Source organism: Duganella sp. AC917 (genome assembly GCF_979258245.1).
Genome location: NZ_OZ409848.1, coordinates 1,329,016 through 1,355,408 on the forward strand (window position 1 = coordinate 1,329,016; position 26,393 = coordinate 1,355,408).

The following is a 26,393-nucleotide window of genomic DNA, read 5'->3' on the forward strand; positions in this document are numbered from 1 at the left end:
GCTTACGCCGCGACGGCGGCAGCGGCGGCGTTCGTGATGAACGCCGGCGGCGGCGGGCTGCCGGCCGACAAGGTCAGCACTTCATAGCCGGTCTCGGTGACCAGGATGGTGTGTTCCCATTGCGCCGACAGGCTGCGGTCCTTGGTTTTGATGGTCCAGCCGTCGCCCATTTCGCGGATTTCGCGCTTGCCGGCATTGATCATCGGCTCGATGGTGAAGATCATGCCCGGCTTGAGCTCGTCGAGCGTGCCGGGACGGCCGTAGTGCAGCACTTGCGGTTCCTCGTGGAAGATCTTGCCGATGCCGTGGCCGCAGAACTCGCGCACCACGCTGTAGCCGGCTTTTTCCGCGTGTTGCTGGATGGCGTGGCCGATGTCGCCCAGGTGCGCGCCCGGCTTGACCTTGGCGATGCCCAGCCACATGCATTCGTAGGTGATGTCGGACAGGCGCTTGGTCATGATCGACGGTTCGCCGATCAGGAACATGCGGCTGTTGTCGCCGTGGTAACCATCCTTGATGACGGTGATGTCGAGGTTGACCGAGTCGCCGCTCTTGAGCACCTTGTCGCCGGGGATGCCGTGGCAGATGACGTCGTTGACCGAGGTGCAGATCGCCTTCGGGTACGGCGTGTAGCCGGGCGGGCAGTAGTTCAGCGGCGCCGGAATGGTGCCCTGCACGTTGACCATGTATTCGTGGCAGAGGCGATCCAGCTCGCCGGTGGTCACGCCGGCCTTGACGAAGGGGGTGATGTAGTCCAGCACTTCGGAGCCCAGGCGGCCGGCCACACGCATGCCGGCGATATCTTCGGCGGATTTGATGGAGATAGACATAGAGGATCGCAATCAGCAAGGTAAACGGTAAAAACGCAGGCGGCGAGCGGACTTTCGTCCGTCGCGGCGTGCAAATATGCTGAAATTATAAACGACGCCGGGGGCGTCGCGTGCGGCAACGGCCGGGTTGTGGCGGAATCGGTCCCGGCCAGGCACTGGTCGCCCGGCTCCAGCGACCCGACTCAGGCGGTCTTGGCGGCTGCCGCGGCGGCTGCGCGGCGCTTGCGGCGCGCGGCAAAGCCCAGCAGGCCCAGGCCGCTCAACAGCATGGCGTAGGTTTCCGGCTCCGGCACCGGGGTGACAGGCGGCACGCCCGGTGGTGGCGGGACGATCGGACGCACGCTGCCGCCCGGGAAGATCGGTTGGTTGCCCGGCACCGGCCGGTTGACGAAGGGCTGCTCGACCACCCGTTCCTCGACCGGGGCCTGGGCCACCGGCGCTGGCAGGAAGCCGGCGGTGCGCAGGTTGGGCACGTCCTCGACGATGGGCGCGTCGATCAGGCCGAGGTCGGTGTCACCGACGTGCTCGTTCCAGTTCGGCGGCGTGGCGGCGGCTGGCGGCGGCAGTTGCGCCACGGCAGGGCGCGGACGCACGATGCGGCTGACGTTACCGCAGATTTTCGGTACCAAAATGCAATGCTGGTCGACGCAGTAGACGGCGCCCGGCTCGTTGCGGCTGGCGGACCACTTGCTGCGGGTGACGCTGTGGCACACGGAGGCGGCGCCGAAGTGCATGTCGCGGATCGCGGGATCGTAAGCATATTTGCCGGTGATGGCGTCGCGCGTGATGCTGACGGTCTCGTCCGGATTGCCATAATTCAGGCGGTGCTTGAGTTTGACGCGGGTGCGTTCCGGGATGTCTGTATAGCGGTCGATCGCGGCGTCGGCGTTGCCGGTGTACGGATTGGCCCCCGGCCGATCCCATGAGCAGCTGGGTTGAACGGTGGCCGCAGCCGCCAGGGTAATGGCAAAAAGGGTAGACATTAAATACTCTCCGAAACACAACATTGCAATTTTAGCAGACTTTCAAAAAGGCAAGTGTCTTAATGCAGCGGCACTAATCTTTTGCGAATGATATTACAAATTGCTTATGATTCGAGTGATCCAGAACAATTAATTTCCGAATGTTACAATTTAACGTTTCGACCGTTGTATTGCGGTCGCGTTCGCTTTTTTTGTCCAGGGCAAGTTGCCGGGCGCTGCGGGGCACACCGCGCCAGCGGCGCGGACTTGCCTAAGTGGCTGTTTTCAGGGTAGAATCTCGGGTTGCTTGAATTTGACTTTCGGTTCAGGCGATGTGTAGTTAAATTATTGTTTATTCATAAACGCGAATCCGATCGACAAGGGTGCCTCTATGGTGACTGATCGGATTCCAGACCCAACCCTGGAGTTAAATATGTCCGTAACGATGCGCGAAATGCTGGAAGCCGGTGTCCACTTTGGTCACCAAACCCGTTTCTGGAACCCAAAGATGGCACCGTTCATCTTCGGTCACCGCAACAAGATCCATATCATCAACTTGGAAAAGACGATGGGTATGTATCAAGAGGCGATGAAACACGTGAAGCAGGTTGCTTCGAACCGCGGCACCATCCTGATGGTCGGCACCAAGCGTCAAGCCCGCGAAATCATCGCGGCCGAAGCGGCACGCGCAGGCGTTCCATTCGTCGATCAGCGTTGGCTCGGCGGCATGCTGACCAACTTCAAAACCATCAAGACCTCGATCAAGCGCCTGAAAGACATGGAAGCCCAGATCGAAGACGGTTCGGTTGAGAAGCTGTCGAAAAAAGAAGGCCTGATGTTCCAGCGCGAAATGATCAAGCTGCAAAAATCGATCGGCGGTATCAAGGACATGGGCGGCGTTCCTGACGCAATCTTCGTCGTTGACGTCGGCTACCATAAAGGCGCCATCACCGAAGCCGCTAAACTGGGCATCCCGGTCATCGGCGTGGTCGATACCAACCACTCGCCAGAAGGCGTTCAGTACGTCATTCCAGGCAACGACGACTCGTCGAAAGCCATCACGCTGTACGCCCGTGGCGTTGCAGATGCGATCCTGGAAGGCCGTGCAGCCGCCGGTAACGAAGTAGTTGAAATGGTCAAAGCCGCAGCAGGCGACGAATTCGTCGAAGTGAACGAACAGGCTTAATTGTTCCGAACTGGCTGTAAGCTGTAAGGAAAAAGGGGTGGCCAACAGCTCCCCCTTTTTTTTAACGTAAATGGGTAGAGCAGGGCTGACCGGCCGCTCCCCTTCCACCGAATACCGAATACAGGAGAAACACTATGGCAGCGATTACTGCAGCAATGGTAGGCGAACTGCGCGCCAAGACGGACGCGCCAATGATGGAATGCAAAAAAGCACTGACCGAAGCCGAAGGCGACATGGGTCGTGCTGAAGAGATCCTGCGCGTCAAGCTGGGCGGCAAGGCCTCGAAAGCGTCGTCGCGCGTGACCGCCGAAGGCGTGGTCGCCACCTACATCGCCAACGGCGTGGGCGCACTGATCGAAGTGAACTCGGAAACCGACTTCGTCGCCAAGAACGACGACTTCCTGAACCTGGCCAACACCGCCGCCAAGCTGGTCGCCGAAAACAACCCGGCCGACGTCGCCGCGCTGCTGGCCCTGCCAGCTGGCAACGGCCAGACCCTGGACGAAGTGCGCGCAGCCCTGATCGGTAAAATCGGCGAAAACATGTCGATCCGCCGCTTCCAGCGCTTCGAAACGACCGCCAAACTGGCGTCGTACCTGCACGGCACCCGTATCGGCGTGGTCGTCGAGTTCGACGGCGCCGACGAGCAAGTCGGTAAAGACGTGGCCATGCACATCGCCGCGATGAAGCCGGTCTCGCTGTCGGCCGACCAGGTTCCAGCCGAACTGATCGAAAAAGAGCGCTCGGTCGCCCAACTGAAGGCCGACGAAGATGCAGCCACCGCCGCCGCCGCCGGCAAGCCGGCGCAGTCGCCGGAAATCGTCGCCAAGCGCCTCGAAGGTTCGGTCCAGAAGTATCTGAAGGAAGTGTCGCTGCTGAACCAGGCGTTCGTCAAGAACGACAAGCAGTCGATCGAACAGATGCTGAAGGAAAAAGCGACCACCGTGAAATCGTTCACGATGTACGTCGTCGGTGAAGGCATCGAGAAGAAAGTGGATGACTTCGCTGCTGAAGTGGCCGCTCAGATGGCCGCTTCCCAGGGTTAATAGTGAAAACGGGCCGAGAGGCCCGTTTTTTTAGCCCGACAAGATAATCTTGTCCGTAACACCAGTTGTCCCCGGCGGCCGTCGCGCCTATCTCAAGGTATGATAGGCGCCGGCAGCCATCCCTGAATCAACCCCACACACTTTAGGAGCCCCGTCTCATGTCCAAACCAGCCTACAAGCGCGTCCTCCTTAAACTGTCCGGCGAAGCCCTGATGGGCGATGATCCTTACGGCATCAACCGCGGCACGATCGAACGGATGGTCGCCGATGTGGCCGAGGTCGCGAAAATGGGCGTGGAACTGGCGATCGTCATTGGCGGTGGCAACATCTTCCGCGGCGTCGCACCCGGCGCCCAAGGCATGGACCGCGCCACCGCCGACTACATGGGCATGCTGGCCACCGTCATGAACGCGCTGGCCCTGGCCGACGCCATGCGCCATGTCGGCATCACCGCGCGCGTGATGTCGGCCATCGGCATCGAGCAGGTGGTCGAGCCGTACGTGCGCCCGAAGGCACTGCAGTACCTGGAAGAGGGCAAGGTCGTGGTGTTCGCGGCCGGCACCGGCAACCCGTTCTTCACCACCGACACGGCCGCCGCGCTGCGCGGTTCCGAGATCAGCGCCGAGATCGTGCTGAAGGCCACCAAGGTCGACGGCGTGTACACCGCCGATCCGAAGAAGGACCCGAACGCCACGCTGTACCAGACCATCACCTTCGACGAGGCGATCGCCAAGCACCTGCAAGTGATGGACGCGACCGCCTTCGCGCTGTGCCGCGACCAGAAATTGCCGATCAAAGTGTTCTCCATCACCAAGCCGGGCGCGCTCGCACGCGTCATCATGGGCGAGGATGAGGGTACACTGGTCCACGTTTAACGCTGTTATTTAGTTAGCAGTATCACCATATTCAATATCCGATCACAGGAGAGCAGCAATGTCCGTAGCTGACGTTAAAAAGAATGCGCAAGAACGCATGACCAAATCGCTGGAAACCTTGCGCGCCGATCTGGCCAAGGTGCGCACCGGCCGCGCCCACACCGGCATCCTCGACCACGTGATGGTCGAGTACTACGGTTCGCCGACCGCGTTGACCCAGGTGGCCAACGTCACCCTGATGGATGCGCGCACCATCGGCGTGCAGCCGTTCGAAAAGAAAATGGCCTCGACCATCGAAAAAGCCATCCGCGACGCCGACCTGGGCCTGAACCCGTCGTCGCAGGGCGACATGATCCGCGTGCCGACCCCGCCGCTGACCGAAGAGCGCCGCAAGGAGATGGTCAAGCTGGTCAAGAGCGAAGCCGAGGACGCCAAGATCGCCGTGCGCAACATCCGCCGCGATGGCAATGAATCGCTGAAAAAGCTGGTCAAGGACAAGGCAATCTCGGAAGATGACGAGCGCCGCGCCTCCGACGACGTGCAAAAGCTGACCGACAAGTTCATCGCCGACATCGACAAGATGGTTGTCGAAAAAGAAAAAGAAGTGCTGACGGTTTAAGTTCAGCGCGGCCTGACCGCCCGCCGCCCGGCCGCTTCGACGCGTCCGGGCGGCGTCCGCTTTCACGGCGTCTTGTTTTTTCGCGTCACACCTGCAATACTTTATACTTTGGCACCAAAGTTTTCATGAAATATACGAGTTCGACTACCGAGGTTCCGGAAGCCCCGAATGTGCCGCGTCACGTGGCGATCATTATGGATGGCAATGGCCGCTGGGCGACCAAGCGCTTTCTGCCGCGCGTGGCCGGCCACGTCAAGGGCGTCGAGGCGGTGCGCACCGTGGTCGAGGCGTGCGCCCGTCGCGGCGTGGAATACCTGACGCTGTTCGCCTTCAGCTCCGAAAACTGGCGCCGGCCGGAGGAGGAAGTGTCGCTGCTGATGCGCCTGTTCGTGACGGCGCTCGACCGCGAAGTCTCCAAGCTGCACGCCAACAATATCCGCTTGAAAGTCGTCGGCGACCTGAGCCGCTTTGACGCCAAGCTGCAAGGCATGATCGCCAGCGCCGAGCGCAAGACCGCCAACAACACCCGCATGACCGTCACCGTGTGCGCCAACTACGGCGGGCGCTGGGACATCATGCAAGCGGTCGGCAAGATGGTGGCCGCCCATCCGGGCGCCGGCAACTTCACCGAGGAACAACTGGCGCCGCACCTGGCGATGGCGTACGCGCCCGAGCCGGACCTGTTCATCCGCACCGGCGGCGAACAGCGCATTTCCAATTTCTTGCTGTGGCAGCAGGCTTACACCGAACTGTTCTTCACCGACATTTACTGGCCCGATTTCTCCATCGAATGCCTTGACGAGGCGATCGCCTCCTACCAGCACCGCGAGCGCCGTTTCGGCCGCACCGGCGCGCAACTGGCGGAAAAGAAAAACTAATGCTGAAAACACGGATTATTACCGCGGTGCTCTTGCTGGCGGTGTTGCTGCCGGTCCTGTTCTTCAATTATTTCCCCGCCTTTGCCGTGGTCGTCACGTTGTTTGTCGGCGCCGCGATGTGGGAGGGCGCCCGCCTGTTCGGGCTGTCGCCCACGGCCGCCCAGGTCACCGGCGTGGTCAGCTGCGGCCTGTTCGTGCTGCTGATGTACAGCGCCAAGCCGGGCGCCGTCACCGCGCTGTACGGCGTGGCCGCGCTGCTGTGGCTGATTCGTTACGCTCCAACGCTGGGCTTGGGGCTGCCGCCGCTCAAGGGCGCGGCCAACTGGTCGATGGCCATCACCTTCAGTTTTGCCATTTTCGCCTGCTTCTTCGCCATCGTCGGCCTGTACCTGAAGTCGCCGGTGTACCTGCTGTCGGTGCTGGCCCTGGTGTGGATTGCCGACATCGGCGCCTATTTTTCCGGCAAGGCCTTCGGCAAGCGCAAGCTGGCGCCGACCATCTCCCCCGGTAAATCGTGGGAGGGCGCCATCGGCGGCGGCATCGCCGTGCTGGCGATCGCTACGCTGACCATCGTTGTTGCCGGCTCTGCGCCATGGCTGCAGGACACCTTTGCCGTGCGCCTGCAGGCGCGCTTCGGCTGGGCGCTGACCCTGCTCGCGCTGCTGGTCATCGTGGCCGCCTCCGTCATCGGCGACCTGTTCGAATCCCAACTCAAACGCCGCGCCGCCATCAAGGACAGCAGCAACCTGCTGCCGGGCCACGGGGGCGTGCTCGACCGTGTCGACGCGCTGATACCCGTGCTGCCGCTGGCCGCGTTGCTGACCGCCTGGCTCTGAAAGACATCCCTATGCAACGCATCACCATCCTTGGCGCCACCGGTTCGATCGGCGTGTCCACCTTGGACGTGCTGGCCCGCCATCCCGAGCGCTATGCGGTCTACGCGCTGTCGGCGCACAGCCGCGTCGACGAACTGGCCGCGCAGTGCATCCAGTTTCGTCCGGTCCGCGCCGTGGTCGGCACGGCGGACGCCGCCCAACGCCTGACCGCGCTGCTGCGCGCGGCCGGCGTCAACACCGAGGTCGAATATGGCGAGGCGGCATTGTGCGCCATCGCCAGCGCGCCCGAGGTCGACAGTGTCATGGCGGCCATCGTCGGCGCCGCCGGCCTGGCGCCGACCCTGGCCGCCGCCCGCGCCGGCAAGAAAGTGCTGCTGGCGAACAAGGAAGCGCTGGTCATGTCCGGCCAGTTGTTCATCGACGCCGCCGCCGAAGCGGGCGCGGTGCTGCTGCCGATCGACAGCGAGCACAACGCGATATTCCAGTGCCTGCCGTCGTCGTACGGCCGCCGGCCCGGCGGCAGCGGCGTCGCCAAGATCCTGCTGACCGCTTCCGGCGGGCCGTTCCTGACGCGCGCGGTCGAGACGCTCGACGCCGTCACGCCGGAACAGGCCTGCAAGCATCCCAACTGGTCGATGGGCCGCAAGATTTCGGTCGACTCGGCCACGATGATGAACAAGGGCCTGGAAGTGATCGAGGCGCACTGGCTGTTTGGCGCCCCGGCCGACCAGATCGAGGTCGTCATCCATCCGCAGTCGGTGATTCATTCGATGGTGTCGTATGTCGACGGCTCGGTGCTGGCGCAGTTGGGCAATCCGGACATGCGTACGCCGATCGCCCACGCGCTGGCCTACCCGGAGCGCATCGATTCCGGCGTCGCCCAGCTTGACCTGACGCAGATCGCCACGTTGCAGTTCGAGCGTCCCGACTACGCCCGCTTCCCGTGCCTGGCGCTGGCTTTCGACGCCTTGCGCGCCGGCGGCACCGCGCCGGCGCTGCTGAACGCGGCCAACGAGATCGCCGTGCAGGCCTTCCTGGACCTGAAGATCGGCTTCCGCCAGATCGACCGCGTGATCGCGCAGGTGGTGAACGCGCTGCCGCACGGCGCCGCCGACAGCATCGAAGCGGTCATGGCGCAGGACGCGCTGGCGCGCGACGCCGCTGAAACCATCATCGCCGGGCTGGCAAAATGAACTTCCTGCAAACGGTGCTGGCGTTTGTCGTCTGCCTCGGCTCCCTGATCGTCTTCCACGAGTTGGGTCATTATCTGGTGGCGCGCTGGTGCGGCGTCAAGGTGCTGCGTTTCTCGGTCGGCATGGGCAAGGTCGTGTGGTCGCGCCGTTTCGGCCCCGACCAGACCGAATGGGCCGTGTCGGCGCTGCCGCTGGGCGGCTACGTCAAGATGCTCGACGCCCGCGAAGGCGACCTGGCCCACTTGCCCGACGCCGACCTGAAACGCGAGTTCACGCGCCAGAACGTGTGGAAGCGCATCGCCATTGTCGCCGCCGGCCCGCTGGCCAATTTCCTGATCGCGATCGTGCTGTTCGCGGGCCTGTATATGTATGGCGTCGAGGAGCCGGTCAGCAAGATCAGCGTGCACGCCAGCGAGACGGCCGACGTTGTCGCCGACGCGGCGTCGGCATCCGCACCCGCCCCGGCAGCCGGCGCCGCCACGCCGGCCTGGCGCGCCGGCCTGCGCAGCGGCGACCTGGTCACCGCCGTCAACGAGCAGCCGGTGGCCGTGTGGTCCGAGCTGCGCTGGAGCCTGATGCAGTCGGCCATCGACAAGAAAGAAGCGCGCCTGACGGTCGAACGTCCGGGCGAGGGCCGCATGCACTTCGTGCTGCCGGCCGAGGTGCTGGCCGCGCTCGACCTCGAAGGCGACGTGCTGGGCAAACTGGGCCTCGGCGTGGCGCGTCCGGCGCCGGTGGTGCAGCAGGTGCTGCCCGGCGGTCCGGCCGAGCGCGCGGGTTTGCGGGTCGACGACCTGCTGCTGTCGGTCGGCGGCACGCCGGTGGCAGACGGCATCGCCTTCATCGACATCATCCGCGCGTCGGCCGGCAAGACGGTCGATGTGGTGGTACGCCGCGCCGGCCAGCCGGTCACGCTGGCGATGACGCCCCAGGCCGAGCAGGCAAAAAGCGGCAAAGGAACTGTAACAGTCGGTAAGATCAGCGCTTACGTCGCTTTGCAGCCGGATATGATCGTCGTGCCATCGTCCCCGCTCGAGGCGGTAAGCAAGGCGGTCGCCCGCGTCTGGGACACTTGTACGATGACGTTGAAGATGATCGGCAAGATGATCGTCGGCGAGGTCTCGCTCAAGAACGTTACCGGCCCCATCACGATCGCCGACTACGCCGGCCAGACCGCGCGCATGGGCGTGGTCAGTTATTTAAGCTTTATCGCCTTCATCAGCATCAGTTTAGGGGTAATGAATTTGCTACCGATTCCGGTTCTAGATGGGGGGCATTTGCTGTATTATTCGCTGGAAGTTTTAACTGGGCGTCCTGTGCCGGAACGTTTTAATGAGATTGCACAGCGAGTTGGCATCGGTTTGCTGATGACGTTAATGCTGTTGGCGGTATTTAACGACGTCGCCCGGCTTTTATAAAGTAGTTCGTTGATTTAGCCATTGAATAACCCCAATGAAATTATATTCTGACCGTATTACTTCACCTTCTTTACGCCGCAGCCTGATCGGCGCCGCCGTCCTGGCGCTGTGCGCCGGGCGTGCCATGGCGATCGAACCGTTCGTCATCAAGGACATCCGCGTCGAAGGTATTCAGCGTACGGAGGCCGGTACGGTGTTCAGCTACCTGCCGGTGCGGGTGGGCGAGACCTTCAACGACGACAAGAGCGTCACCGCCATCAAGGCGCTGTACGCCACCGGTTTCTTCAAGGACGTCAAGCTGGAAGCCGACGGCCAGGTGCTGGTGGTGCTGGTCGAGGAGCGCCCGGCCATCTCCAAGGTGGAGTTCACCGGCACCAAGGAATTTGAAAAAGACACGCTGGTCAAGGCGCTGAAGGACATCGGCGTCGGCGAGGCCAAGATTTTCGACAAGGCGTCGGTCGACCGCGCCGAGCAGGAATTGAAGCGCCAGTACCTGTCGCACGGCCTGTACGGCGTCAAGATCGTCACCACCGTCACGCCGATCGAGCGTAACCGCGTCAACATCACGTTCGCGGTCGACGAGGGCGATGTCGCCAAGATCAAGCAGATCAACATCGTCGGCAACAAGGTGTTCTCGGATAAAGAGATCAAGGAGCAGCTGGCCCTCAACACCGGCGGCTGGTTCAGCTGGTACACCAAGGCCGACCAGTATTCCAAGACCAAACTGACCGGCGACATCGAGTCGCTCAAGTCCTTCTACCTCGATCGCGGCTACATCGAGATGAACATCGATTCGACGCAGGTGTCGATCACGCCGGACAAGAAGGACATCTACATCACGATCAACATCACCGAAGGCGAGAAGTACACTGTCTCCGGCATCAAGTTCGAGGGCGAGACCTTCGGCCGCGAAGAAGAACTGCGTTCGCTGGTCCTGCTGCGCAACGGCGAAACCTATTCCGGCGCGCGCCTGACCGCGACCAACAAGCTCATTTCCGACCGCCTCGGCACCTTCGGCTACGCTTTCGCCAACGTCAACGCCAATCCGGACATCAACCGCGACAAGCGCGAAGTGGCGTTCACCTTCTTCATCGATCCGGGCAAGCGCGCCTACGTGCGCCACATGAACATCGCCGGCAACACCACCTCGCGCGACGAAGTGATACGCCGCGAGTTCCGCCAGTTCGAATCGTCATGGTACGACGCCAACAAGATCAAGCTGTCGCGCGACCGCGTCGACCGTCTGGGCTACTTCAAGGACGTCACCGTGGACACGCCGGAAGCGCAGGGCACGTCCGACCAGGTCGACGTCAACCTGACCGTGGTCGAAAAGCCGACCGGTAACTTCCAGATCGGCGGCGCGTTCTCGCAGTCGGAGCGGTTCACCTTCCAGGCGGCGATCCAGCAGGCCAACTTCGCCGGCTCGGGCACTACCGTCGGCATGGAACTGAACACGTCCAAGTACAGCCGCACGATCTCGTTCTCGCAGACCGACCCGTATTACACCGACGATGGCGTCTCGCGTTCGTACGAGATTTATCTGCGTACGCAAAAACCGCCGGCGCTCAACACCGGTTACTACACGATTAAACAGCAGGGTGGACGCGTCAGCTACGGCGTGCCGTTCTCCGAAGTCGACACCGTGTTCTTCGGCATCGGCCTGGAACGCTCGAACATCGAGACCGACGCCACTTCGCCGACCCGCTTCCAGCAGTATGTGCGGGACATTACCGGCATCCAGAGCGGCATCGGCAGCGCCAAGACCAACGCCGTACCGCTGACGATGGCGTGGGCGCGCGACAGCCGCGACTCGGCGCTGACGCCGACGGTCGGCCGCTACCAGCGCGCCAACCTGGAACTGGACATCATCGGCCAGCAGAAGTACTACCGCGCGGTCTACGAGCAGCAGTGGTACAAGCCGCTGTTCTCGAAGGTGACCCTGGCGCTGAAGGGCGAGATCGATTACGGCCGCGGCTTGCGCGACAGTTCGTATCCGGTGTTTAAAAACTTCTACGGCGGCGGTATCGGTTCGGTGCGCGGTTACCTGAGCTCCTCGCTGGGCGCGGTCGATCCGCGTTACGGCGATGCGCTGGGCGGCGCCTCGCGCCTGATCGGTAACGCCGAGCTGCAGATGCCGTTCCCGGGTTCGGGGCAGGATCGCAGTTTGCGCTGGTTCGGCTTCGTCGACGGCGGCCAGGTGTACCAGGAAGGCGAGAAGATGCGCCTGCAGCAGCTGCGTTATTCCGCCGGTCTGGGTATCAGCTGGATTTCGCCGGTCGGTCCGCTCAAGTTGAGTTATGCTAAGCCTTTGAACGCCAAGGAAGGCGACCGCCTGGAACGCTTCCAGTTCCAGATGGGTAGCGGCTTCTGATGCGGGCACGTTTGAACGACGTACCGCACCAATATTTACCTCGGAGAAACAAGTTGAAGACTGCATCCGCTAATCTGACCAAATATCTCGCCGTGCTTGCACTGGGCTGGAGTGCATTGGCGCCGGTGCAGGCCCAGACCTCGGCCTCGCGCATCGCGTGGCTCAGCCCCGAGCGTATCTACAACGAGTCCAAGCTGGCCAAGCTGGCCAGCGAGAAGCTGCAGGAAGAGTTCAAGAGCCGCGAAAAAGCCATGCAGGAGATGGCCGGGCGCCTGAAGACGGCGTCCGACAAGCTGGAGAAGGAAGCGCCGGCGCTGTCCGAGGCCGACCGCGTCAAGCGCCAGCGCGACGTGTTCGAACTCGATAAGGAATACCAGCGCCGCCAGCGCGAGTTCCGCGAGGATCTGAGCCAGCGCACCAACGAGGAGCGCCAGGCCATCTCTGACCGCGCCACCAAGATCATCCGCCAGATGGCCAATGTCGAAGGCTTCGACATCGTGCTGCAGGACGCGGTATGGGCGAGCCCCCGCATCGACATCACCGACAAGGTGCTGGCGGCGCTCGATAAAGACAAATAAATCACACAAGATTGGATACACCGATGGGCACTCGACTGGGAGAATTGGTCGAACGCTTCGGCGGTCAGTTGATGGGTGACGCGAACCTGGAAGTGACCGGGATCGCGCCATTGACAGACGCCGGCGTTTCGCACATCAGCTTTCTGAGCAACACCAAACTGCGCGCCCAGGCGCTGCAGACGGCGGCGGCGGCGTTGATCGTCTCGCCCGCCGATGACGAATTCATCGCCGCCGGCTACACCGGCGCGCGCATCGTCACCCCCAACCCGTATGTCTACTTCGCCAAGGCGGCGCAGTATTTCTACTCGCTGACGGCCTTCGTGCCGCCGGCCGGCATCCATCCGACCGCCTTCATCGGCGAGGGCGCGCAAGTCGCCGCTTCGGCCCATATCGGACCGAAGGTGGTGGTGGAGGCTGGCGCCGTGATCGGCGAGAACGCCGTCATCGACGCCGGCTGCTACATCGGGCGCGAAGCGGTGATCGGCGAGGGCACGCACTTCTTCGCCAACGTCACCTTCCACGCCTACTGCCAGATCGGCGCGCGCGGCATCATCCACTCGGGCGCCGTCATCGGAACCGACGGATTCGGCTTCGCCAACGAGAAGGGCGTCTACATCAAGATTCCGCAGACCGGACGCGTGATGATCGGCGACGACGTCGACATCGGCGCCAATACCACGGTCGACCGCGGCGCCTTGGCCGACACGGTAATCGAGGACGGCGTCAAGCTCGATAACCTGATCCAGATCGCCCACAACTGCCACATCGGCGCACATACGGCGATGGCCGGCTGCGTCGGCATGGCCGGCAGCACCACGGTCGGAAAGTACTGCACCTTCGGCGGCGCCGCCATGATCAACGGCCATATCACCATCGCCGACCACGTGAATGTCGGCCCGTCGACGATGATACCGCGCTCGCTCACGGAGCCCGGCACCTACATCGGCTACTACCCGATGTCGCGGCCGGCCGAATGGGAAAAGTCGGCCGTCATCGTGCGCAATCTGTCGGCCATGCGCGACAAGGTGCGCGCGCTGGAAAAAACAATTAAAACACTGACGAATCAAGAAGAGAAATAATTATGACCACCACTCCGGAAACCACCGAATCGTCCTGCACCAAGAAGTGCCTGGATATTCACGCGATCAAACAGTACCTGCCGCATCGTTATCCGATGCTGCTGGTCGACCGCGTGCTGGATTGGGAGGCCAACAAGCGCATCACGGCGATCAAGAACGTCACCGTCAACGAGGAATTCTTCAACGGCCACTTCCCGCACAAGCCGGTCATGCCGGGCGTGCTGATGATCGAGGCGATGGCGCAAACGGCGGCCATCCTGTCGTTCCTGTCGATCGGCGTCAAGCCGGACGAGAACTCGGTGGTGTACTTCGTCGGCATCGACAACGCGCGCTTCAAGCGTCCGGTCGAACCGGGCGACCAGCTGGTGATGAACGTCGAGATCCTGCGCCACGCGCGCGGCATCTGGAAGTACAAGGCCGTAGGCACCGTCGACGGCCAGCTCGCGCTCGAGGCGGAACTGATGTGCACCATCCGCAGCGCCGTCGACGCCAGCCAGCCGATGGGGAAGTAAGCATGTCGAAGATTCACGCCACCGCCATTGTCGACCCGAAAGCGGAACTCGACAGCAGCGTCGAGGTCGGTCCGTACTCGGTCATCGGGCCGAACGTGCAAATCGGTTCGGGGACCGTCGTCGGTCCGCATGTGGTCATCGAAGGTCACACCAGCATCGGTTGCGATAACAAGTTTTTCCAGTTTTCGTCGATCGGCGCCGCCCCGCAGGACAAGAAGTGGTCGGGCGAACCGACCCGGCTGACCATCGGCGACCGCAACACGATCCGCGAGTTCTGTACCTTCAACACCGGCACGGTGCAGGACAAGGGCGTGACTTCGCTCGGCCACGACAACTGGATTTCGGCCTACGTGCACCTGGCGCACGACTGCCAGGTCGGCAGCAACACGATTTTTTCGAACAACGCGCAGATCGCCGGCCACGTAGAAATCGGCGACTGGGTGATCATGAGCGGCTTCGCCAACGTGCACCAGTTCTGCAAGATCGGCGCCCATGCCTTTGTCGGCATGAGCACCTCGCTGACGCAGGATGTGCCGCCATTCGTGCTGTTGAACGGTAACCCGGCGCAGGCGCACGGCGTCAATATCGAGGGTCTGAAGCGGCGCGGTTTCACGCGCGAGCAGATCAACGGTATCCGCACCGCGTATAAGCTGATTTACCGCTCCGGCCTGACGCTTGAAGAAGCCAAGGCCGCGCTGCTGGCAGAGGAGCAGGCGACGCCTGCCGCCGCCGAGCAGATTCGCTCGATGCGCGAATTCCTCGGCATCGCCAGCCGTGGCATCGTCCGCTGATATGAACCTGCCGGAGCGATCGCCCGTGTCGCTGGCGGTCGTCGCCGGCGAGCCTTCGGGCGACGTGCTGGCCGCGCGCCTGCTATCGGGACTGCGTCCGCATCTGCCGGACGCGCGCTTCCACGGCATCGGTGGCGAGCATATGATCGCGCAGGGCTTCGAATCGCATTATTCGATGGACAAGCTGACCGTGCGCGGCCTGCTGGCCGTGATCCCGCGCTATCCGGAAATCAAACGCATCCAGAACGAATTGCGCGACCGCCTGTTGGCCGAGCGGCCGGCCGCCTTTATCGGCGCCGACTACCCTGGCTTTAACCTGGGCCTGGAGATGCAGCTCAAGGATGCGGGTATACCGACCATCCACTACATCGGGCCGCAGATCTGGGCATGGCGCGGTGGCCGCATCAAGAAAATCGTCAAGGCGGTGTCGCACATGCTGGTGGTCTTCCCGTTCGAGGAGGAGATCTACCGCAAGGCGGGGGTGCCGGTCAGCTATGTCGGCCACCCGCTGGCCGAGCTGATACCGATGGCGCCGGACGAAGCGGCCGCGCGCCGCGTCCTCGGCCTGCCGGAAGACGCCAACGTGGTGGCGATCATGCCGGGCAGCCGCATGTCTGAGCTGAAGTACAACACGGCGGCGTTTATCGGCGCGGCCAAACTGCTCAAGCAGCGCGACCGCTCGTTGCGCTTTGTCGCGCCGATGGCGGGCGAGCGCCAACGCCAGTATTTCCTCGAACTGGTGGCGCAGGCCGGCCTGCAGGACGTGGAAGTCCAGCTGCTCGACGGCCAGTCGCATACCGCCATCGCGGCGGCCGACGCGGTGCTGGTGGCGTCGGGGACGGCGTCGCTGGAGGTGGCGCTGTTCAAGAAGCCGATGGTGATCGCGTATAAAATGATGGCGGCCGAGTACCAGATCCTGCGCCACTTCGGCTACCAGCCGTGGATAGGATTGCCGAACATCCTGGCGCGCGAGTTTTTGGTGCCGGAGATGCTGCAAAACGACGCCAGCCCGCAGGGACTGGCCGACGCCATGTGGAAGCAACTGAGCGACGTGCCGCACCGTCTCAAGCTGGTGCAGCGCTTCAGCGACATGCATCACAGCCTGCTGCGCAACAGCGCGGTGGAAAGCGCGGCGGCTGTGCTCAAGGTCATATCAAAGTAGAAGTAGAGAATCAACGTGAAAAATCAACATCCCGGCCTGTTCGACGATCTGCCCGATTCGGCCGACGAGATCATTTGCGGCGTCGATGAAGCCGGCCGTGGCCCGCTGGCCGGGCCGGTGTTCGCGGCCGCCGTCATCCTCGACGTCTCGCGGCCCATCGTCGGCCTGCGCGACTCGAAAAAGCTGACCGAAGCCAAGCGCGATCTGCTGGCGCCTATGATCAAGGCGCAAGCGCTGGCCTGGGCCATCGCCGAAGCGTCGGAAGAGGAAATCGACAAGCTCAATATCCTGCAGGCGTCGATGCTGGCGATGCGGCGCGCGGTGGAAGCGCTGAAGACGGTGCCCACGCTGGCCCTGATCGACGGCAACCGCTGCCCGGTCATGAAAATCCAGAGCATCGCCGTCATCGGCGGCGACGACAAGGTCGATGCCATTTCGGCGGCCTCGATCCTGGCCAAGACCGCGCGCGACGCCGCGCTGGTGGCGCTGCACGAGCGATATCCGCATTACTGCTTCGACCAGCACAAGGGCTACGGTACCGCCTTGCACATGGAGCGCCTGCGCGAGCACGGCGCCTCGCCGGTTCACCGCCGCTCGTTCGCGCCGGTGCGCGAGGTGCTGGAGTTGCACGCGCTGCGCAACGGCGTGGTCGTCGAGACGGTAAAAGTCGTGCAAGCGGCGGTGCAGAACGCGCAAACCATGGACTTGCTGGCCGCCGGAGGCTATGCATGAAGACCATCACCTCGCGCGACAACGCGCAATACAAGGAACTGGTCAAGCTGGCGGGCAGTTCGCAGGCGCGCCGCAAGTCCGGCCGCACCTTGCTGGACGGCGTGCACCTTTGCCAGGCGTACCTGCAATTGCGCGGCCTGCCGGAGCAGTGCATCGTCAGCGAGACAGCGCTGCACAACCCGGAAGTGATGGACATCGTCGGCCAGCTGGAAGCGAAGCACGCGCACGTGCTGGCGCTGCCAGATGCGCTGTACAACGCCGTCAGCCAGGTCGAACACGGTGTCGGCGTGATGTTCTCGGTGCAGACGCCGGAACGCGTCGTCACGGAGCCGCTGGCCGTATCGGCGGTGCTGCTCGATAACGTGCAAGACCCGGGCAACGTCGGTTCGATCCTGCGCAGCGCGGCGGCGGCTGGCATCAAACAAGTCTATTGCAGCGCCGGTACGGCGTTCTGCTGGTCGCCCAAGGTGCTGCGGGCGGCGATGGGCGCGCACTTTGTGCTTGATATTTTCGAGAACGTCGACCTGGCAGCGCTGGTGTCGGCCTCCAAAGTGACGTCGCTTGCCACCAGCGGCTACGCCACGCAGCGCTTGTACGATGTCGATCTGCGGCAGCCGGTCGCGTGGCTGTTCGGCCACGAAGGGCAGGGCGTGGCGGACGATCTGCTATCGATGGCGACCCATCAGGTGGTGATACCGCATCTGGGCCAGGTCGAGTCGCTCAACGTCGCCGCATGCGCGGCAGTATGCTTTTTCGAACAAGTCAGGCAGAATCAGCTCTAGAACGTTTGATCGGAGCCGTCATGGATATCGCGCAGTTGCATTTTCTGGTGGCTGAAGGAGATCAGGTACAACGGCACGCGCTGGCCGATATCCTGGTACACCTGGGTGTCGGCCGGATCACGCAAGCGCCCGACGGCTACACCGCGCTGCGCCACTTCAGCGCCGGCATCACGCCGCCGGTCGATATCGCCATTCTCGATCTGGCGCTGCCCGGCATGGATGCGCTGGAACTGATACGCCGGCTGGGTGAAGCAAAAAGCAGCGCCGGCATCATCATCGTCGGCGCCCAAACCAACGCCGTGCTGTTCTCGGTCGAAACCATGGCTGACGCCTACGGTGTCGACGTGCTGGGCGCGATCGGCAAGCCGGTCATCGGCAGCCGCCTCGAAGCGCTGGTCGCCAATCATCTGCACCGGCCGGTGCCCCACGCCGCCACCGGCAAGGTGCATCCGATGTCGTTTGCCGAAGTGGGCGCGGGCCTGCAGGCGCGCGAATTCGATCCGTTCTTCCAGCCGAAGATAGAGCTGGAGACGGGGCAGGTCAAGGGACTGGAGATGTTCGCGCGCTGGCGTCATCCGCTGCATGGCGTACTGGGGCCGGCGTCGTTCATGCCGGCGCTGGAGCAGAACCGCCGCATCGACTTCCTCGACTGGAGCATGATCGAAAAGTCGGTGGCGGCCTGCCGCGTCTTGCATGATCAAGGCATTCCGATCTCGTTTTCGATCAACGTCGACCAGAGCACGCTGGCGCACCCGCAGTTCATGGAGCAGATCGCGGCGTGCCTGGCGCGGCACAGCATCCTGCCCGACTACATCACCTTCGAGATGACCGAATCGGCGGTGCTGACGACCGACCCGCACTTTCTCGAGCGGCTGCTGCGGCTGCGGATGAAAGGCTTCGGCCTGGCGATCGACGATTACGGCACGGGGCGCAGCAACCTGCAGCTGCTGGCGCGCATACCGTTCTCGGAGTTGAAGATCGACCGCAGCTTTGTCGACGGCGCCTCGAAGAAGCAAGCGATTGGCACGGTGCTGCGCTCATGTTTGGGGCTCGCGCGCAGCCTGGATAGGCGGTCGGTCGCGGTCGGCGTCGAGACCAAGCAGGATTGGGACTTCCTGCAAGGTCTGGGCTGCACTTACGCGCAAGGCTATTACATCGCCAAGCCGATGCCGGTCGAGGAATTTCCCGCCTGGCTCGCCGACTGGCAGCATTTTTTCTAGATGCCCGCGGCGGTTTTTGCTGTCGCCGTGGTCTGTATATCTAGTTCGTGATGGTTTTTGCTGCGTTCAGCATGCCGGTGTAGGCGGGCTTGGGTTTTTGCCGGCGGTCGAACAGCAGTGGCGAATCGTGGCGCCCTTCATACTCGCCGTGGTTGAGCCAGGTGTGGCTGTCCGAGATGCCCCATAGCGTGACGGCGCGCAGTTCCGGATGGGCCAGGAACACCTTCATCAGCGCCGCGTAGCGCTCGCCCTGCAATTGGAGCAGCTTCTCCTCGCTGTCCGACAGCGACTTGGCCTTATATTTGTACAAGCTGACATCGAGCTCGGTGACCTGGTTTTCCAGCCCTAAGCGCGCGAAAGTGGTCAGCGACTCGTCGATGGCTTCCGTCGACGGTCCGAACACCGATACATGCATTTGATGCCCGACCCCGTGCACCGGCACGCCGCGCGCGATCAAGCCCTTGACGACGCGCTCCAGACACTGGCGCTTGGCCGGTTCGTCGGTAGAATAGTCATTGATGTACAGCCGCGCCTTCGGATCGGCGGCGTGGGCGTAGCGGAAGGCTTGCTCGATGTAGTCCTCGCCGGTGGCGGCGAACCATTTGTCCTTGCGCAGGCAGTTGGGCTGCTTCTCGTCGATGACTTCATTGACCACGTCCCAGGCGTACACCGCGCCCTTGTAGCGGCCAACCACCGTTTCGATATGCGACTTCAAGCGCGCCAGCACCAGATCACGCGACGCCGGTTTGCCTTCGCGGTCGGTCCACATCCACTCAGGCGTGCGCAGATGCCACAGCAACGTGTGGCCGCGCATGGCGATGCCGCTCCCCTGGGCATAGGCCACCAGCTTGTCGGCCGGCGCGAAGTTATACGCGCCTTCCTTCGGCTGGATGTCGGCCGGCTTCATGACGTTTTCGGCGACGATGCTGTTGAAGTGCGCTGCCAGTAGAGGCGCCTCGGCCGACGTCAGTTGCGACGGTTCGATGGCGGCGCCTATCTTCAACCGTCCTTCATAGGCTTTCGCCAGGGAGGGCGTCTCCTGCGCGGCCCCGTTTAAGACAACAGCCCCCAACAGCACGGTCAACGCGGCGCGTCGGATCATGTCAGTACTCCCGACGGTTAGGTTTGATCTCCTGAAGGATCGTGGTCGAAATCTCCTCGATTGATTTGGTCGTCGACGACAGCCAGCGGATGCCTTCGCGCTTCATCATCATTTCCGCTTCGTTGACCTCATAGCGGCAGTTTTCGATCGACGCGTACTTGCTGCCTGCGCGGCGCTCGTTGCGGATCTCGGCCAGGCGCTCCGGCGTGATCGTCAGCCCGAAAATCTTCGGCTTGAAGTCGTACAGCGACGACGGCAGCTTGCCGCGCTCGAAATCGTCCGGGATCAGCGGATAGTTTGCCGCCTTGATCCCGTACTGCATGGCCAGATACAAGCTGGTTGGCGTCTTGCCCGAGCGCGAAACGCCGACAAGGATCACGTCGGCCGAGGCCAGGTTCTTGTGCGACTGGCCGTCGTCGTGCGCAAGCGAGAAATTGATCGCTTCGATGCGGTTTTTGTATTCCTCGCTGTCCACGATGTTGTGGGAGCGGCCGATCGTGTGTGTCGATTTGACATTTAATTCTTGTTCCAGCGGGGCAACAAATGTCTGGAACAAGTCCATATACATGCCTTTGCAGGCGCGGATCACGTCCGACAACTGGGTCTGCACCAGCGTTGAAAAGATGATCGGACGTTGACCGTCGGTTGCAAATGCTTCGTTGATCTTGCGTGCCGCGTCGTGCGCCTTGTCCAGCGTATCGATGAAAGGCAGGCGCACCTGGCGAAAGCGCATCTCGAACTGGGTCAGGACCGAGTGACCAAAAGTTTCAGCCGTGATGCCGGTGCCGTCCGAGACGAAGAACACGGTGCGGGCGGACGACGGCAGGGTAGGACGTTGTTCTTGTGTCATGTGATGTAAGCCTGTCAGGATTGTGAATCGTCAATTTGAGCCGCAGCCTGTAGAATGGACGCCATAGGTAAGATTGTGCTGCACGACGCCCAGAATAACAAGAATGAAACAAGTAATGCGAAGGTATAGCGTCGGCGCACCGCCAGAAGATTTCTATCATCAAAAGGTGTCAACATGTCTAACGCAGCATTGAAGGAGCAAAACAACGAAGCGGTTTATGTCGCATCGTTCGAAAATTTGCGCATGACGGATGTCGAATCCGTCGGCGGCAAAAACGCCTCGCTGGGCGAAATGATCAGCCAACTGGCGGAAGCCGGTGTGCGGGTTCCGGGCGGCTTCGCCACCACGGCGCAGGCATTCCGCGACTTCCTGTCGCATAGCATCGACGGCGGCAAACCGCTGGCCGAGCGCATTGCCGACCGCCTCGCCGATTTGAACATCGACGATGTGCGCGCGCTGGCGCAAGCGGGCGCCGAGATCCGTCAATGGATCGTCGAAACCCCGTTCCAGCCACGCTTGCAGCAGGAGATCGAGACGTTCTACGACAAGCTGGTCGCCGATTCGAGCACCGAAATGTCGTTTGCCGTGCGTTCCTCGGCCACCGCCGAGGATTTGCCGGACGCCTCGTTCGCCGGCCAGCAGGAGACCTTCCTCAACGTCGTCGGCATTGAAAACGTGCTGGACGCGATGAAGCACGTCTTCGCCTCGCTGTACAACGACCGCGCGATCTCGTACCGCGTCCACAAAGGGTTCACCCACGCCGAAGTCGCGTTGTCGGCCGGCGTGCAGCGCATGGTCCGTTCGGACCTGGGCGCGGCCGGCGTGATGTTCACCATCGATACCGAATCCGGTTTCAAGGACGTGGTCTTCGTCACCTCCAGCTATGGCCTGGGCGAGACGGTGGTGCAGGGCGCCGTCAATCCGGACGAATTCTACGTCCACAAACCGATGCTGGAAAAAGGCAAATCGCCTGTCATCCGCCGCAACATCGGCTCCAAGCTGCTGAAGATGGAGTTCACCAGCGAAGCCAAGGCTGGCCGCTCGGTCAAGACCGTAGACGTGCCGGTGGAAATGCGCAACCGCTACTCGCTGAACGACACCGAAGTTGTGGAACTGGCCAAGTACGCCGTCATCATCGAAAACCACTACGGCCGTCCGATGGACATCGAGTGGGGCAAGGATGGCCGCGACGGCAAACTGTATATCCTGCAGGCGCGTCCGGAGACCGTCAAATCGCAGCAGAAGGCGACCGACGTGCAGCAGCGCTTCAAGCTGAAATCGAGCGGCACCGTGCTGGCGTCGGGCCGCGCGATCGGCCAGAAGATCGGCGCCGGTCCCGTGCGCGTGATCCACGACGCGGCCGACATGGAACGCGTGCAGCCGGGCGACGTGCTGGTGGCCGACATGACCGACCCTAACTGGGAACCGGTCATGAAGCGCGCCTCGGCGATTGTCACCAACCGCGGCGGCCGCACCTGCCACGCGGCGATCATCGCCCGTGAGCTGGGCGTGCCGGCGGTCGTTGGTTGCGGCGACGCCACCGACATCCTGAAGGACGGCACCTTCGTCACCGTGTCCTGCGCCGAAGGCGACGAGGGCAAGATCTACGACGGCCTGCTGGAGACGGAAGTGTCGGAAGTGGCGCGCGGCGAGCTGCCTAAACTGCCGACCAAGATCATGCTCAACGTCGGCAATCCGCAGCTGGCGTTCGACTTCCAGTCCGTGCCGAATGCCGGCGTCGGTCTGGCGCGTCTGGAATTCATCATCAACAACAACATCGGCGTTCACCCGAAAGCGATTCTGGAATACCCGAACATCGATGCGGACCTGAAAAAAGCGGTGGAGTCGGTCGCGCGCGGCCACGCCTCGCCGAAGGCCTTCTACGTCGACAAGCTGGCCGAGGGTATCGCCACCATCGCCGCCGCCTTCTGGCCGAAACCGGTCATCGTGCGCCTGTCCGACTTCAAGTCGAACGAGTACAAAAAGCTGATCGGCGGTTCGCGCTACGAGCCGGACGAAGAAAACCCGATGCTGGGCTTCCGTGGCGCGGCGCGCTACCTGGCCGATGACTTTGCCGGTGCGTTCGAAATGGAATGCCAGGCGATGAAGCGCGTGCGTAACGACATGGGCCTGACCAACGTCGAGATCATGGTGCCGTTCGTGCGTACGCTCGGCCAGGCCGAGAAGGTCGTCAACCTGCTGGCCAAGAACGGCCTGGTACGCGGCGAAAACGAACTGCGTCTGATCATGATGTGCGAAGTGCCTTCGAACGCGATCCTGGCCGACCAGTTCCTGGAGCACTTCGACGGCTTCTCGATCGGTTCCAACGATCTGACCCAGCTGACCCTGGGCCTGGACCGCGACTCCGGCATGGCGCTGCTGGCGGCCGACTTCGACGAGCGCGATCCGGCCGTCAAGGCGCTGCTGTCGCTGGCGATCAAGGCTTGCCGCGCGCAGGGCAAGTACATCGGCATTTGCGGCCAGGGTCCTTCCGATCATCCGGACTTCGCGGTCTGGCTGATGGAGCAGGGCATCGAGTCGATGTCGCTGAACCCGGACTCGGTGATCGACACGTGGCAGAAGCTGGCCGCGCTGCAAAAGTAATAAAGTATTGACGCGGACTTAAAATGGTATAGACTGGAGTTGTCGAATTTAGTTGCAAAAAACTCTATCAATACTATCTGTCTTGCTGCAAAAACCCTCGTGTCCCACTCCGGGAAGCGGGGGTTTTTGCATTTTTCAACCGTGGTCCAAGGGGAACATCATGACTGACTGGAGTTACTGGCTCGTCGCCGCCGGCGCGGCCGTCATCGTGGAGCTGTTCATCGGCACCTTCTATTTGCTGATGATCGCGATCGGCCTTGCCGCCGGTGCGCTCGCGGCGTTACTGGGCTTCGGCCAGGCGACGCAGACGCTGGTGGCAGCGCTGGTTGGCGTGGGCGCCACCGTCGCGCTGCGACGCAGCCGCTTTGGCAAAACCGGAAGCCAGGTGAAGGCCGAGCGCGATCCCAACGTCAATATGGATATCGGCCAGACGGTCAATGTGCCGGGGTGGCAGGATGGCTCGGCGCGCGTGATGTATCGCGGCGCGCTGTGGGATGTGGAGCTGGAGCGCAGCGTGCCGAATGACGCTGCGCCGGTGCCCGGCCAGTACACGATACGCGAAGTGCGCGGCAGCCGCCTGATCGTGGCTGGCTAAGATTAATTTACTGGAGAGTTTAGATGGATATCAGTTTTGGTAACGTAAGCTTGGTCCTGTTTGTCCTGGCGTTGGTATTTGTGTTCAAGACCATCAACGTGGTGCCGCAACAGCACGCGTGGGTGGTCGAGCGGCTCGGTAAATACCATGCGACCCTGGGGCCCGGCCTCAATATCGTGATCCCGTTCGTCGATCGTATCGCGTACAAGCACGTGCTCAAGGAGATCCCGCTGGACGTGCCGCCGCAGGTCTGCATCACCAAGGACAACACGCAGCTGCAGGTGGACGGCATACTGTATTTCCAGATCACCGACGCCATGCGCGCCTCGTACGGTTCGTCGAACTACATCGCCGCCATCACGCAGCTGGCGCAAACCACTTTGCGCTCGGTGATCGGCCGCATGGAGCTGGACAAGACCTTCGAGGAGCGTGACCACATTAACACCACGGTGGTCAACGCGATCGACGAATCGGCCGCCAACTGGGGCGTGAAGGTGCTGCGCTACGAGATCAAGGATCTGACGCCGCCGAAGGAGATCCTGCACGCCATGCAGGCGCAGATCACCGCCGAGCGCGAAAAGCGCGCGCTGATCGCCGCCTCCGAAGGCCGCAAGCAGGAACAGATCAACATCGCCAACGGCGAGCGCGAAGCCCAGATCGCCCGCTCGGAAGGCGACAAGCAGGCCGCCATCAATCGCGCCGAGGGCCAGGCTGCGGCGATCGTCGCGCTGGCGGAAGCGAATGCGTCGGCGCTGCGCCAGGTCGGCGCGGCGATCCGCGAGCCCGGTGGCGAGGACGCGGTCAATCTGAAGGTGGCGGAGCAGTACGTTGGCGCCTTCAGCCAGCTTGCCAAAACCAATAATTCGATTATCATCCCGGCCAACCTGGGCGAGATGAGCGGCTTGATCGCCACCGCGATGCAAGTGGTGAAGACGCAGAAGGATGCGCCGCTGATCAAACCCGCCAAAGCATAAGGAGCGGATGATGGGTACATGGGCGGTGGACGCGTTCGGCAACGACTACGCGCAGGATTGGGCGCAGGATTTGCAGGAGATTAGTAATCTGGACGCGGTCGAGGACACGCTGAACACGGCGCTCGACACCGGCACTGGCGAGCTGGAAGCGCCGTTCGCGGCGGAGGCGCTGGTGGCCATCGAAGTCCTCGCGCGGCTTCAGGGCAAGGGCGGCGCGGCCAGCGAGGACAGCGCGGCGGTGGACGAATGGGTCGAGGCGCGCAAGCCGAAAGCGCGTCGGCGCGCGGATCTGGAGGACAAGGCCTTGCAGGCCATCGCCCGCATCCTGTCCGACCAATCGGAACTGCGCGAGCTGTGGGCCGAGAGCGAACATTACGAGGCATGGCGCGCCTCGGTCGAAGCCCTGCGTGAACGCATCGTCGCCTGAAATGAAAAAACGCCCGGAAGGGCGTTTTTTGACGGTGAGCCGCGGGAATTAACTGGCGGCCTTGCGGCGGCGCGCTGCGACGCCGACCAGAGCCATGCCCGCCAGCAGCATCGCATAGGTCTCCGGCTCAGGCACGGCGGTGATCAACGACACATTGTCCAGCGACGTGCCCAGGCTGTCGCTGACGCCGATAGCGCTGAAGTTCAGTTTCATCGCCGAACCGTCGCCGATCAGGGAGTAGGTCTGGGTTTGCCAGCCGCCGTTCAGCGAGTTGTTGACTTGGCCGATCAAGCTGCCGCCCCAGTTCACTGAAAGGCCTTGTGACGAAGCGGCTACGCCGGCGCGGTCCTGGAACTGGAAGCTCAACGTGTAGTGCTGGCCGAGCGTGGTCAACACCGTCTGGCTGAAGCTGCTGTTGCGGGTGGTGTCCAGCTCGATGAAGTTGACGCCATCGGCGGCTACGCCTTGGACGTTGTTGCGCAGTTCGATGCCGTACTGCCCGCCGGTCCAACCGCTCAGGTTGGCATAATTGTTCCAGCTGCCTGCCGCCTGGGGTGTGGCTTCAAAGCTGCCGTTCACCAGCAGTTCCACGGGCGCGGCGAAGGCGCTGCCGCCGAACAGCAGGGCGGCGAGCATGGAAGATTTGAACAAAGTCGTGATTTTCATTTTTGTATTTCCCCGTAACATTTATTTTTGGAAACTAGAATTCCTTATAGGATAATTAAATTGTAATCCAGTAATTTATTTTGTGCGAGCTTTTTCGTCGGCGAA

The 26,393-nt window shown here is 62.4% G+C and carries 26 protein-coding genes; 21 read left to right on the top strand and 5 right to left on the bottom strand.

Annotation, left to right across the window (positions count from 1 at the left end; translation table 11 throughout):
- Positions 1-2: 2 nt before the first annotated feature.
- Both map and ACZ0BA_RS05990 read right to left on the bottom strand, forming a co-directional pair.
- Positions 3-830, bottom strand: a complete 828-nt coding sequence (map, locus tag ACZ0BA_RS05985; protein WP_463450413.1) for a type I methionyl aminopeptidase — start codon at positions 828-830, stop codon at positions 3-5.
- 182 nt (positions 831-1,012) lie between these two features.
- Positions 1,013-1,813: an MHFG family PEP-CTERM protein gene (locus ACZ0BA_RS05990; RefSeq protein ID WP_463450414.1), complete on the bottom strand. Its 801-nt coding sequence runs from the start codon at positions 1,811-1,813 to the stop codon at positions 1,013-1,015.
- Between the two features lie 412 nt (positions 1,814-2,225).
- Between ACZ0BA_RS05990 and rpsB the strand changes: the two genes are divergently transcribed.
- The 17 genes from rpsB to ACZ0BA_RS06075 all read left to right on the top strand — a co-directional run bounded on the left by rpsB (position 2,226) and on the right by ACZ0BA_RS06075 (position 19,070).
- Positions 2,226-2,978: a 30S ribosomal protein S2 gene (gene rpsB, locus ACZ0BA_RS05995; RefSeq protein WP_463454712.1), complete on the top strand. Its 753-nt coding sequence runs from the start codon at positions 2,226-2,228 to the stop codon at positions 2,976-2,978.
- A gap of 134 nt (positions 2,979-3,112) precedes the next feature.
- Positions 3,113-4,024, top strand: coding sequence for a translation elongation factor Ts (gene tsf, locus ACZ0BA_RS06000; protein WP_463450415.1), 912 nt, complete (start codon positions 3,113-3,115; stop codon positions 4,022-4,024).
- A 158-nt stretch (positions 4,025-4,182) separates the two neighbouring features.
- Positions 4,183-4,899 carry a UMP kinase gene (gene pyrH, locus ACZ0BA_RS06005; RefSeq protein WP_463450416.1) on the top strand — a complete coding sequence of 239 codons (717 nt, stop codon included), beginning with the start codon at positions 4,183-4,185 and terminating at the stop codon, positions 4,897-4,899.
- 58 nt (positions 4,900-4,957) lie between these two features.
- Positions 4,958-5,518 (top strand): ribosome recycling factor, encoded by a 561-nt coding sequence (gene frr, locus ACZ0BA_RS06010; RefSeq protein ID WP_090313874.1) that lies wholly within the window; start codon positions 4,958-4,960, stop codon positions 5,516-5,518.
- A gap of 125 nt (positions 5,519-5,643) precedes the next feature.
- Positions 5,644-6,396: a polyprenyl diphosphate synthase gene (uppS, locus tag ACZ0BA_RS06015; RefSeq protein ID WP_463450417.1), complete on the top strand. Its 753-nt coding sequence runs from the start codon at positions 5,644-5,646 to the stop codon at positions 6,394-6,396.
- A complete protein-coding gene (locus ACZ0BA_RS06020) occupies positions 6,396-7,232 on the top strand; it encodes a phosphatidate cytidylyltransferase (RefSeq protein WP_463450418.1) in 837 nt (278 codons plus the stop codon). Before uppS ends, ACZ0BA_RS06020 begins: the two co-directional genes overlap by 1 nt.
- A gap of 11 nt (positions 7,233-7,243) precedes the next feature.
- Complete coding sequence (ispC, locus tag ACZ0BA_RS06025) at positions 7,244-8,425, top strand: 1-deoxy-D-xylulose-5-phosphate reductoisomerase (RefSeq protein ID WP_463450419.1); 1,182 nt, start codon at positions 7,244-7,246, stop codon at positions 8,423-8,425.
- On the top strand, positions 8,422-9,843 hold the full coding sequence (gene rseP / locus ACZ0BA_RS06030) for an RIP metalloprotease RseP (protein ID WP_463450420.1): 1,422 nt from the start codon (positions 8,422-8,424) through the stop codon (positions 9,841-9,843). The genes ispC and rseP overlap by 4 nt, the downstream gene beginning before the upstream one ends.
- Positions 9,844-9,877: 34 nt before the next feature.
- Positions 9,878-12,214: an outer membrane protein assembly factor BamA gene (gene bamA / locus ACZ0BA_RS06035; protein WP_463450421.1), complete on the top strand. Its 2,337-nt coding sequence runs from the start codon at positions 9,878-9,880 to the stop codon at positions 12,212-12,214.
- Between the two features lie 53 nt (positions 12,215-12,267).
- Entirely contained in the window at positions 12,268-12,792 is a 525-nt protein-coding gene (locus tag ACZ0BA_RS06040) for an OmpH/Skp family outer membrane protein (RefSeq protein ID WP_090313863.1), read from the top strand.
- Positions 12,793-12,815: 23 nt separating this feature from the next.
- A complete protein-coding gene (lpxD, locus tag ACZ0BA_RS06045) occupies positions 12,816-13,871 on the top strand; it encodes a UDP-3-O-(3-hydroxymyristoyl)glucosamine N-acyltransferase (protein ID WP_463450422.1) in 1,056 nt (351 codons plus the stop codon).
- A 2-nt stretch (positions 13,872-13,873) separates the two neighbouring features.
- The gene (gene fabZ / locus ACZ0BA_RS06050) at positions 13,874-14,383 is read left to right on the top strand and encodes a 3-hydroxyacyl-ACP dehydratase FabZ (protein WP_090313858.1); all 510 of its coding nucleotides are present in this window, start codon (positions 13,874-13,876) and stop codon (positions 14,381-14,383) included.
- Between the two features lie 2 nt (positions 14,384-14,385).
- Positions 14,386-15,174 carry an acyl-ACP--UDP-N-acetylglucosamine O-acyltransferase gene (lpxA, locus tag ACZ0BA_RS06055; protein WP_463450423.1) on the top strand — a complete coding sequence of 263 codons (789 nt, stop codon included), beginning with the start codon at positions 14,386-14,388 and terminating at the stop codon, positions 15,172-15,174.
- Positions 15,158-16,336, top strand: coding sequence for a lipid-A-disaccharide synthase (lpxB, locus tag ACZ0BA_RS06060; protein WP_463450424.1), 1,179 nt, complete (start codon positions 15,158-15,160; stop codon positions 16,334-16,336). Before lpxA ends, lpxB begins: the two co-directional genes overlap by 17 nt.
- 15 nt (positions 16,337-16,351) lie before the next feature.
- Entirely contained in the window at positions 16,352-17,068 is a 717-nt protein-coding gene (gene rnhB, locus ACZ0BA_RS06065; RefSeq protein ID WP_463450425.1) for a ribonuclease HII, read from the top strand.
- Positions 17,065-17,850, top strand: a complete 786-nt coding sequence (locus ACZ0BA_RS06070; protein WP_463450426.1) for a TrmH family RNA methyltransferase — start codon at positions 17,065-17,067, stop codon at positions 17,848-17,850. Before rnhB ends, ACZ0BA_RS06070 begins: the two co-directional genes overlap by 4 nt.
- A 20-nt stretch (positions 17,851-17,870) precedes the next feature.
- Positions 17,871-19,070, top strand: a complete 1,200-nt coding sequence (locus ACZ0BA_RS06075; protein ID WP_463450427.1) for an EAL domain-containing response regulator — start codon at positions 17,871-17,873, stop codon at positions 19,068-19,070.
- 40 nt (positions 19,071-19,110) lie between these two features.
- Here ACZ0BA_RS06075 and ACZ0BA_RS06080 read toward each other — a convergent pair whose 3' ends face one another.
- The gene (locus ACZ0BA_RS06080) at positions 19,111-20,172 is read right to left on the bottom strand and encodes an endo-1,4-beta-xylanase (protein ID WP_463450428.1); all 1,062 of its coding nucleotides are present in this window, start codon (positions 20,170-20,172) and stop codon (positions 19,111-19,113) included.
- Position 20,173: 1 nt separating this feature from the next.
- Positions 20,174-21,022, bottom strand: a complete 849-nt coding sequence (gene ppsR / locus ACZ0BA_RS06085; protein ID WP_463450429.1) for a posphoenolpyruvate synthetase regulatory kinase/phosphorylase PpsR — start codon at positions 21,020-21,022, stop codon at positions 20,174-20,176.
- 174 nt (positions 21,023-21,196) lie between these two features.
- Here ppsR and ppsA point away from each other — a divergent pair, with 174 nt between their 5' ends.
- The 4 genes from ppsA to ACZ0BA_RS06105 all read left to right on the top strand — a co-directional run bounded on the left by ppsA (position 21,197) and on the right by ACZ0BA_RS06105 (position 25,622).
- Positions 21,197-23,626: a phosphoenolpyruvate synthase gene (ppsA, locus tag ACZ0BA_RS06090; RefSeq protein WP_463450430.1), complete on the top strand. Its 2,430-nt coding sequence runs from the start codon at positions 21,197-21,199 to the stop codon at positions 23,624-23,626.
- 160 nt (positions 23,627-23,786) lie between these two features.
- On the top strand, positions 23,787-24,221 hold the full coding sequence (locus tag ACZ0BA_RS06095) for an NfeD family protein (RefSeq protein ID WP_463450431.1): 435 nt from the start codon (positions 23,787-23,789) through the stop codon (positions 24,219-24,221).
- A gap of 23 nt (positions 24,222-24,244) precedes the next feature.
- A complete protein-coding gene (locus tag ACZ0BA_RS06100; protein ID WP_463450432.1) occupies positions 24,245-25,195 on the top strand; it encodes an SPFH domain-containing protein in 951 nt (316 codons plus the stop codon).
- Positions 25,196-25,202: 7 nt separating this feature from the next.
- A complete protein-coding gene (locus tag ACZ0BA_RS06105) occupies positions 25,203-25,622 on the top strand; it encodes a DUF4259 domain-containing protein (RefSeq protein WP_463450433.1) in 420 nt (139 codons plus the stop codon).
- Between the two features lie 48 nt (positions 25,623-25,670).
- Here ACZ0BA_RS06105 and ACZ0BA_RS06110 read toward each other — a convergent pair whose 3' ends face one another.
- Positions 25,671-26,288 carry a PEPxxWA-CTERM sorting domain-containing protein gene (locus ACZ0BA_RS06110; protein WP_463450434.1) on the bottom strand — a complete coding sequence of 206 codons (618 nt, stop codon included), beginning with the start codon at positions 26,286-26,288 and terminating at the stop codon, positions 25,671-25,673.
- Positions 26,289-26,393: the final 105 nt, after the last annotated feature.

What these genes read in the sequence shown, in the direction of transcription:
- map (WP_463450413.1), bottom strand. Translation starts at nt 830, where the DNA reads ATGTCTATCTCCATCAAATCCGCCGAAGATATCGCCGGCATGCGTGTG.
- ACZ0BA_RS05990 (WP_463450414.1), bottom strand. Translation starts at nt 1,813, where the DNA reads ATGTCTACCCTTTTTGCCATTACCCTGGCGGCTGCGGCCACCGTTCAA.
- rpsB (WP_463454712.1), top strand. Translation starts at nt 2,226, where the DNA reads ATGTCCGTAACGATGCGCGAAATGCTGGAAGCCGGTGTCCACTTTGGT.
- tsf (WP_463450415.1), top strand. Translation starts at nt 3,113, where the DNA reads ATGGCAGCGATTACTGCAGCAATGGTAGGCGAACTGCGCGCCAAGACG.
- pyrH (WP_463450416.1), top strand. Translation starts at nt 4,183, where the DNA reads ATGTCCAAACCAGCCTACAAGCGCGTCCTCCTTAAACTGTCCGGCGAA.
- frr (WP_090313874.1), top strand. Translation starts at nt 4,958, where the DNA reads ATGTCCGTAGCTGACGTTAAAAAGAATGCGCAAGAACGCATGACCAAA.
- uppS (WP_463450417.1), top strand. Translation starts at nt 5,644, where the DNA reads ATGAAATATACGAGTTCGACTACCGAGGTTCCGGAAGCCCCGAATGTG.
- ACZ0BA_RS06020 (WP_463450418.1), top strand. Translation starts at nt 6,396, where the DNA reads ATGCTGAAAACACGGATTATTACCGCGGTGCTCTTGCTGGCGGTGTTG.
- ispC (WP_463450419.1), top strand. Translation starts at nt 7,244, where the DNA reads ATGCAACGCATCACCATCCTTGGCGCCACCGGTTCGATCGGCGTGTCC.
- rseP (WP_463450420.1), top strand. Translation starts at nt 8,422, where the DNA reads ATGAACTTCCTGCAAACGGTGCTGGCGTTTGTCGTCTGCCTCGGCTCC.
- bamA (WP_463450421.1), top strand. Translation starts at nt 9,878, where the DNA reads ATGAAATTATATTCTGACCGTATTACTTCACCTTCTTTACGCCGCAGC.
- lpxD (WP_463450422.1), top strand. Translation starts at nt 12,816, where the DNA reads ATGGGCACTCGACTGGGAGAATTGGTCGAACGCTTCGGCGGTCAGTTG.
- fabZ (WP_090313858.1), top strand. Translation starts at nt 13,874, where the DNA reads ATGACCACCACTCCGGAAACCACCGAATCGTCCTGCACCAAGAAGTGC.
- lpxA (WP_463450423.1), top strand. Translation starts at nt 14,386, where the DNA reads ATGTCGAAGATTCACGCCACCGCCATTGTCGACCCGAAAGCGGAACTC.
- ACZ0BA_RS06070 (WP_463450426.1), top strand. Translation starts at nt 17,065, where the DNA reads ATGAAGACCATCACCTCGCGCGACAACGCGCAATACAAGGAACTGGTC.
- ACZ0BA_RS06075 (WP_463450427.1), top strand. Translation starts at nt 17,871, where the DNA reads ATGGATATCGCGCAGTTGCATTTTCTGGTGGCTGAAGGAGATCAGGTA.
- ACZ0BA_RS06080 (WP_463450428.1), bottom strand. Translation starts at nt 20,172, where the DNA reads ATGATCCGACGCGCCGCGTTGACCGTGCTGTTGGGGGCTGTTGTCTTA.
- ppsR (WP_463450429.1), bottom strand. Translation starts at nt 21,022, where the DNA reads ATGACACAAGAACAACGTCCTACCCTGCCGTCGTCCGCCCGCACCGTG.
- ppsA (WP_463450430.1), top strand. Translation starts at nt 21,197, where the DNA reads ATGTCTAACGCAGCATTGAAGGAGCAAAACAACGAAGCGGTTTATGTC.
- ACZ0BA_RS06095 (WP_463450431.1), top strand. Translation starts at nt 23,787, where the DNA reads ATGACTGACTGGAGTTACTGGCTCGTCGCCGCCGGCGCGGCCGTCATC.
- ACZ0BA_RS06100 (WP_463450432.1), top strand. Translation starts at nt 24,245, where the DNA reads ATGGATATCAGTTTTGGTAACGTAAGCTTGGTCCTGTTTGTCCTGGCG.
- ACZ0BA_RS06105 (WP_463450433.1), top strand. Translation starts at nt 25,203, where the DNA reads ATGATGGGTACATGGGCGGTGGACGCGTTCGGCAACGACTACGCGCAG.
- ACZ0BA_RS06110 (WP_463450434.1), bottom strand. Translation starts at nt 26,288, where the DNA reads ATGAAAATCACGACTTTGTTCAAATCTTCCATGCTCGCCGCCCTGCTG.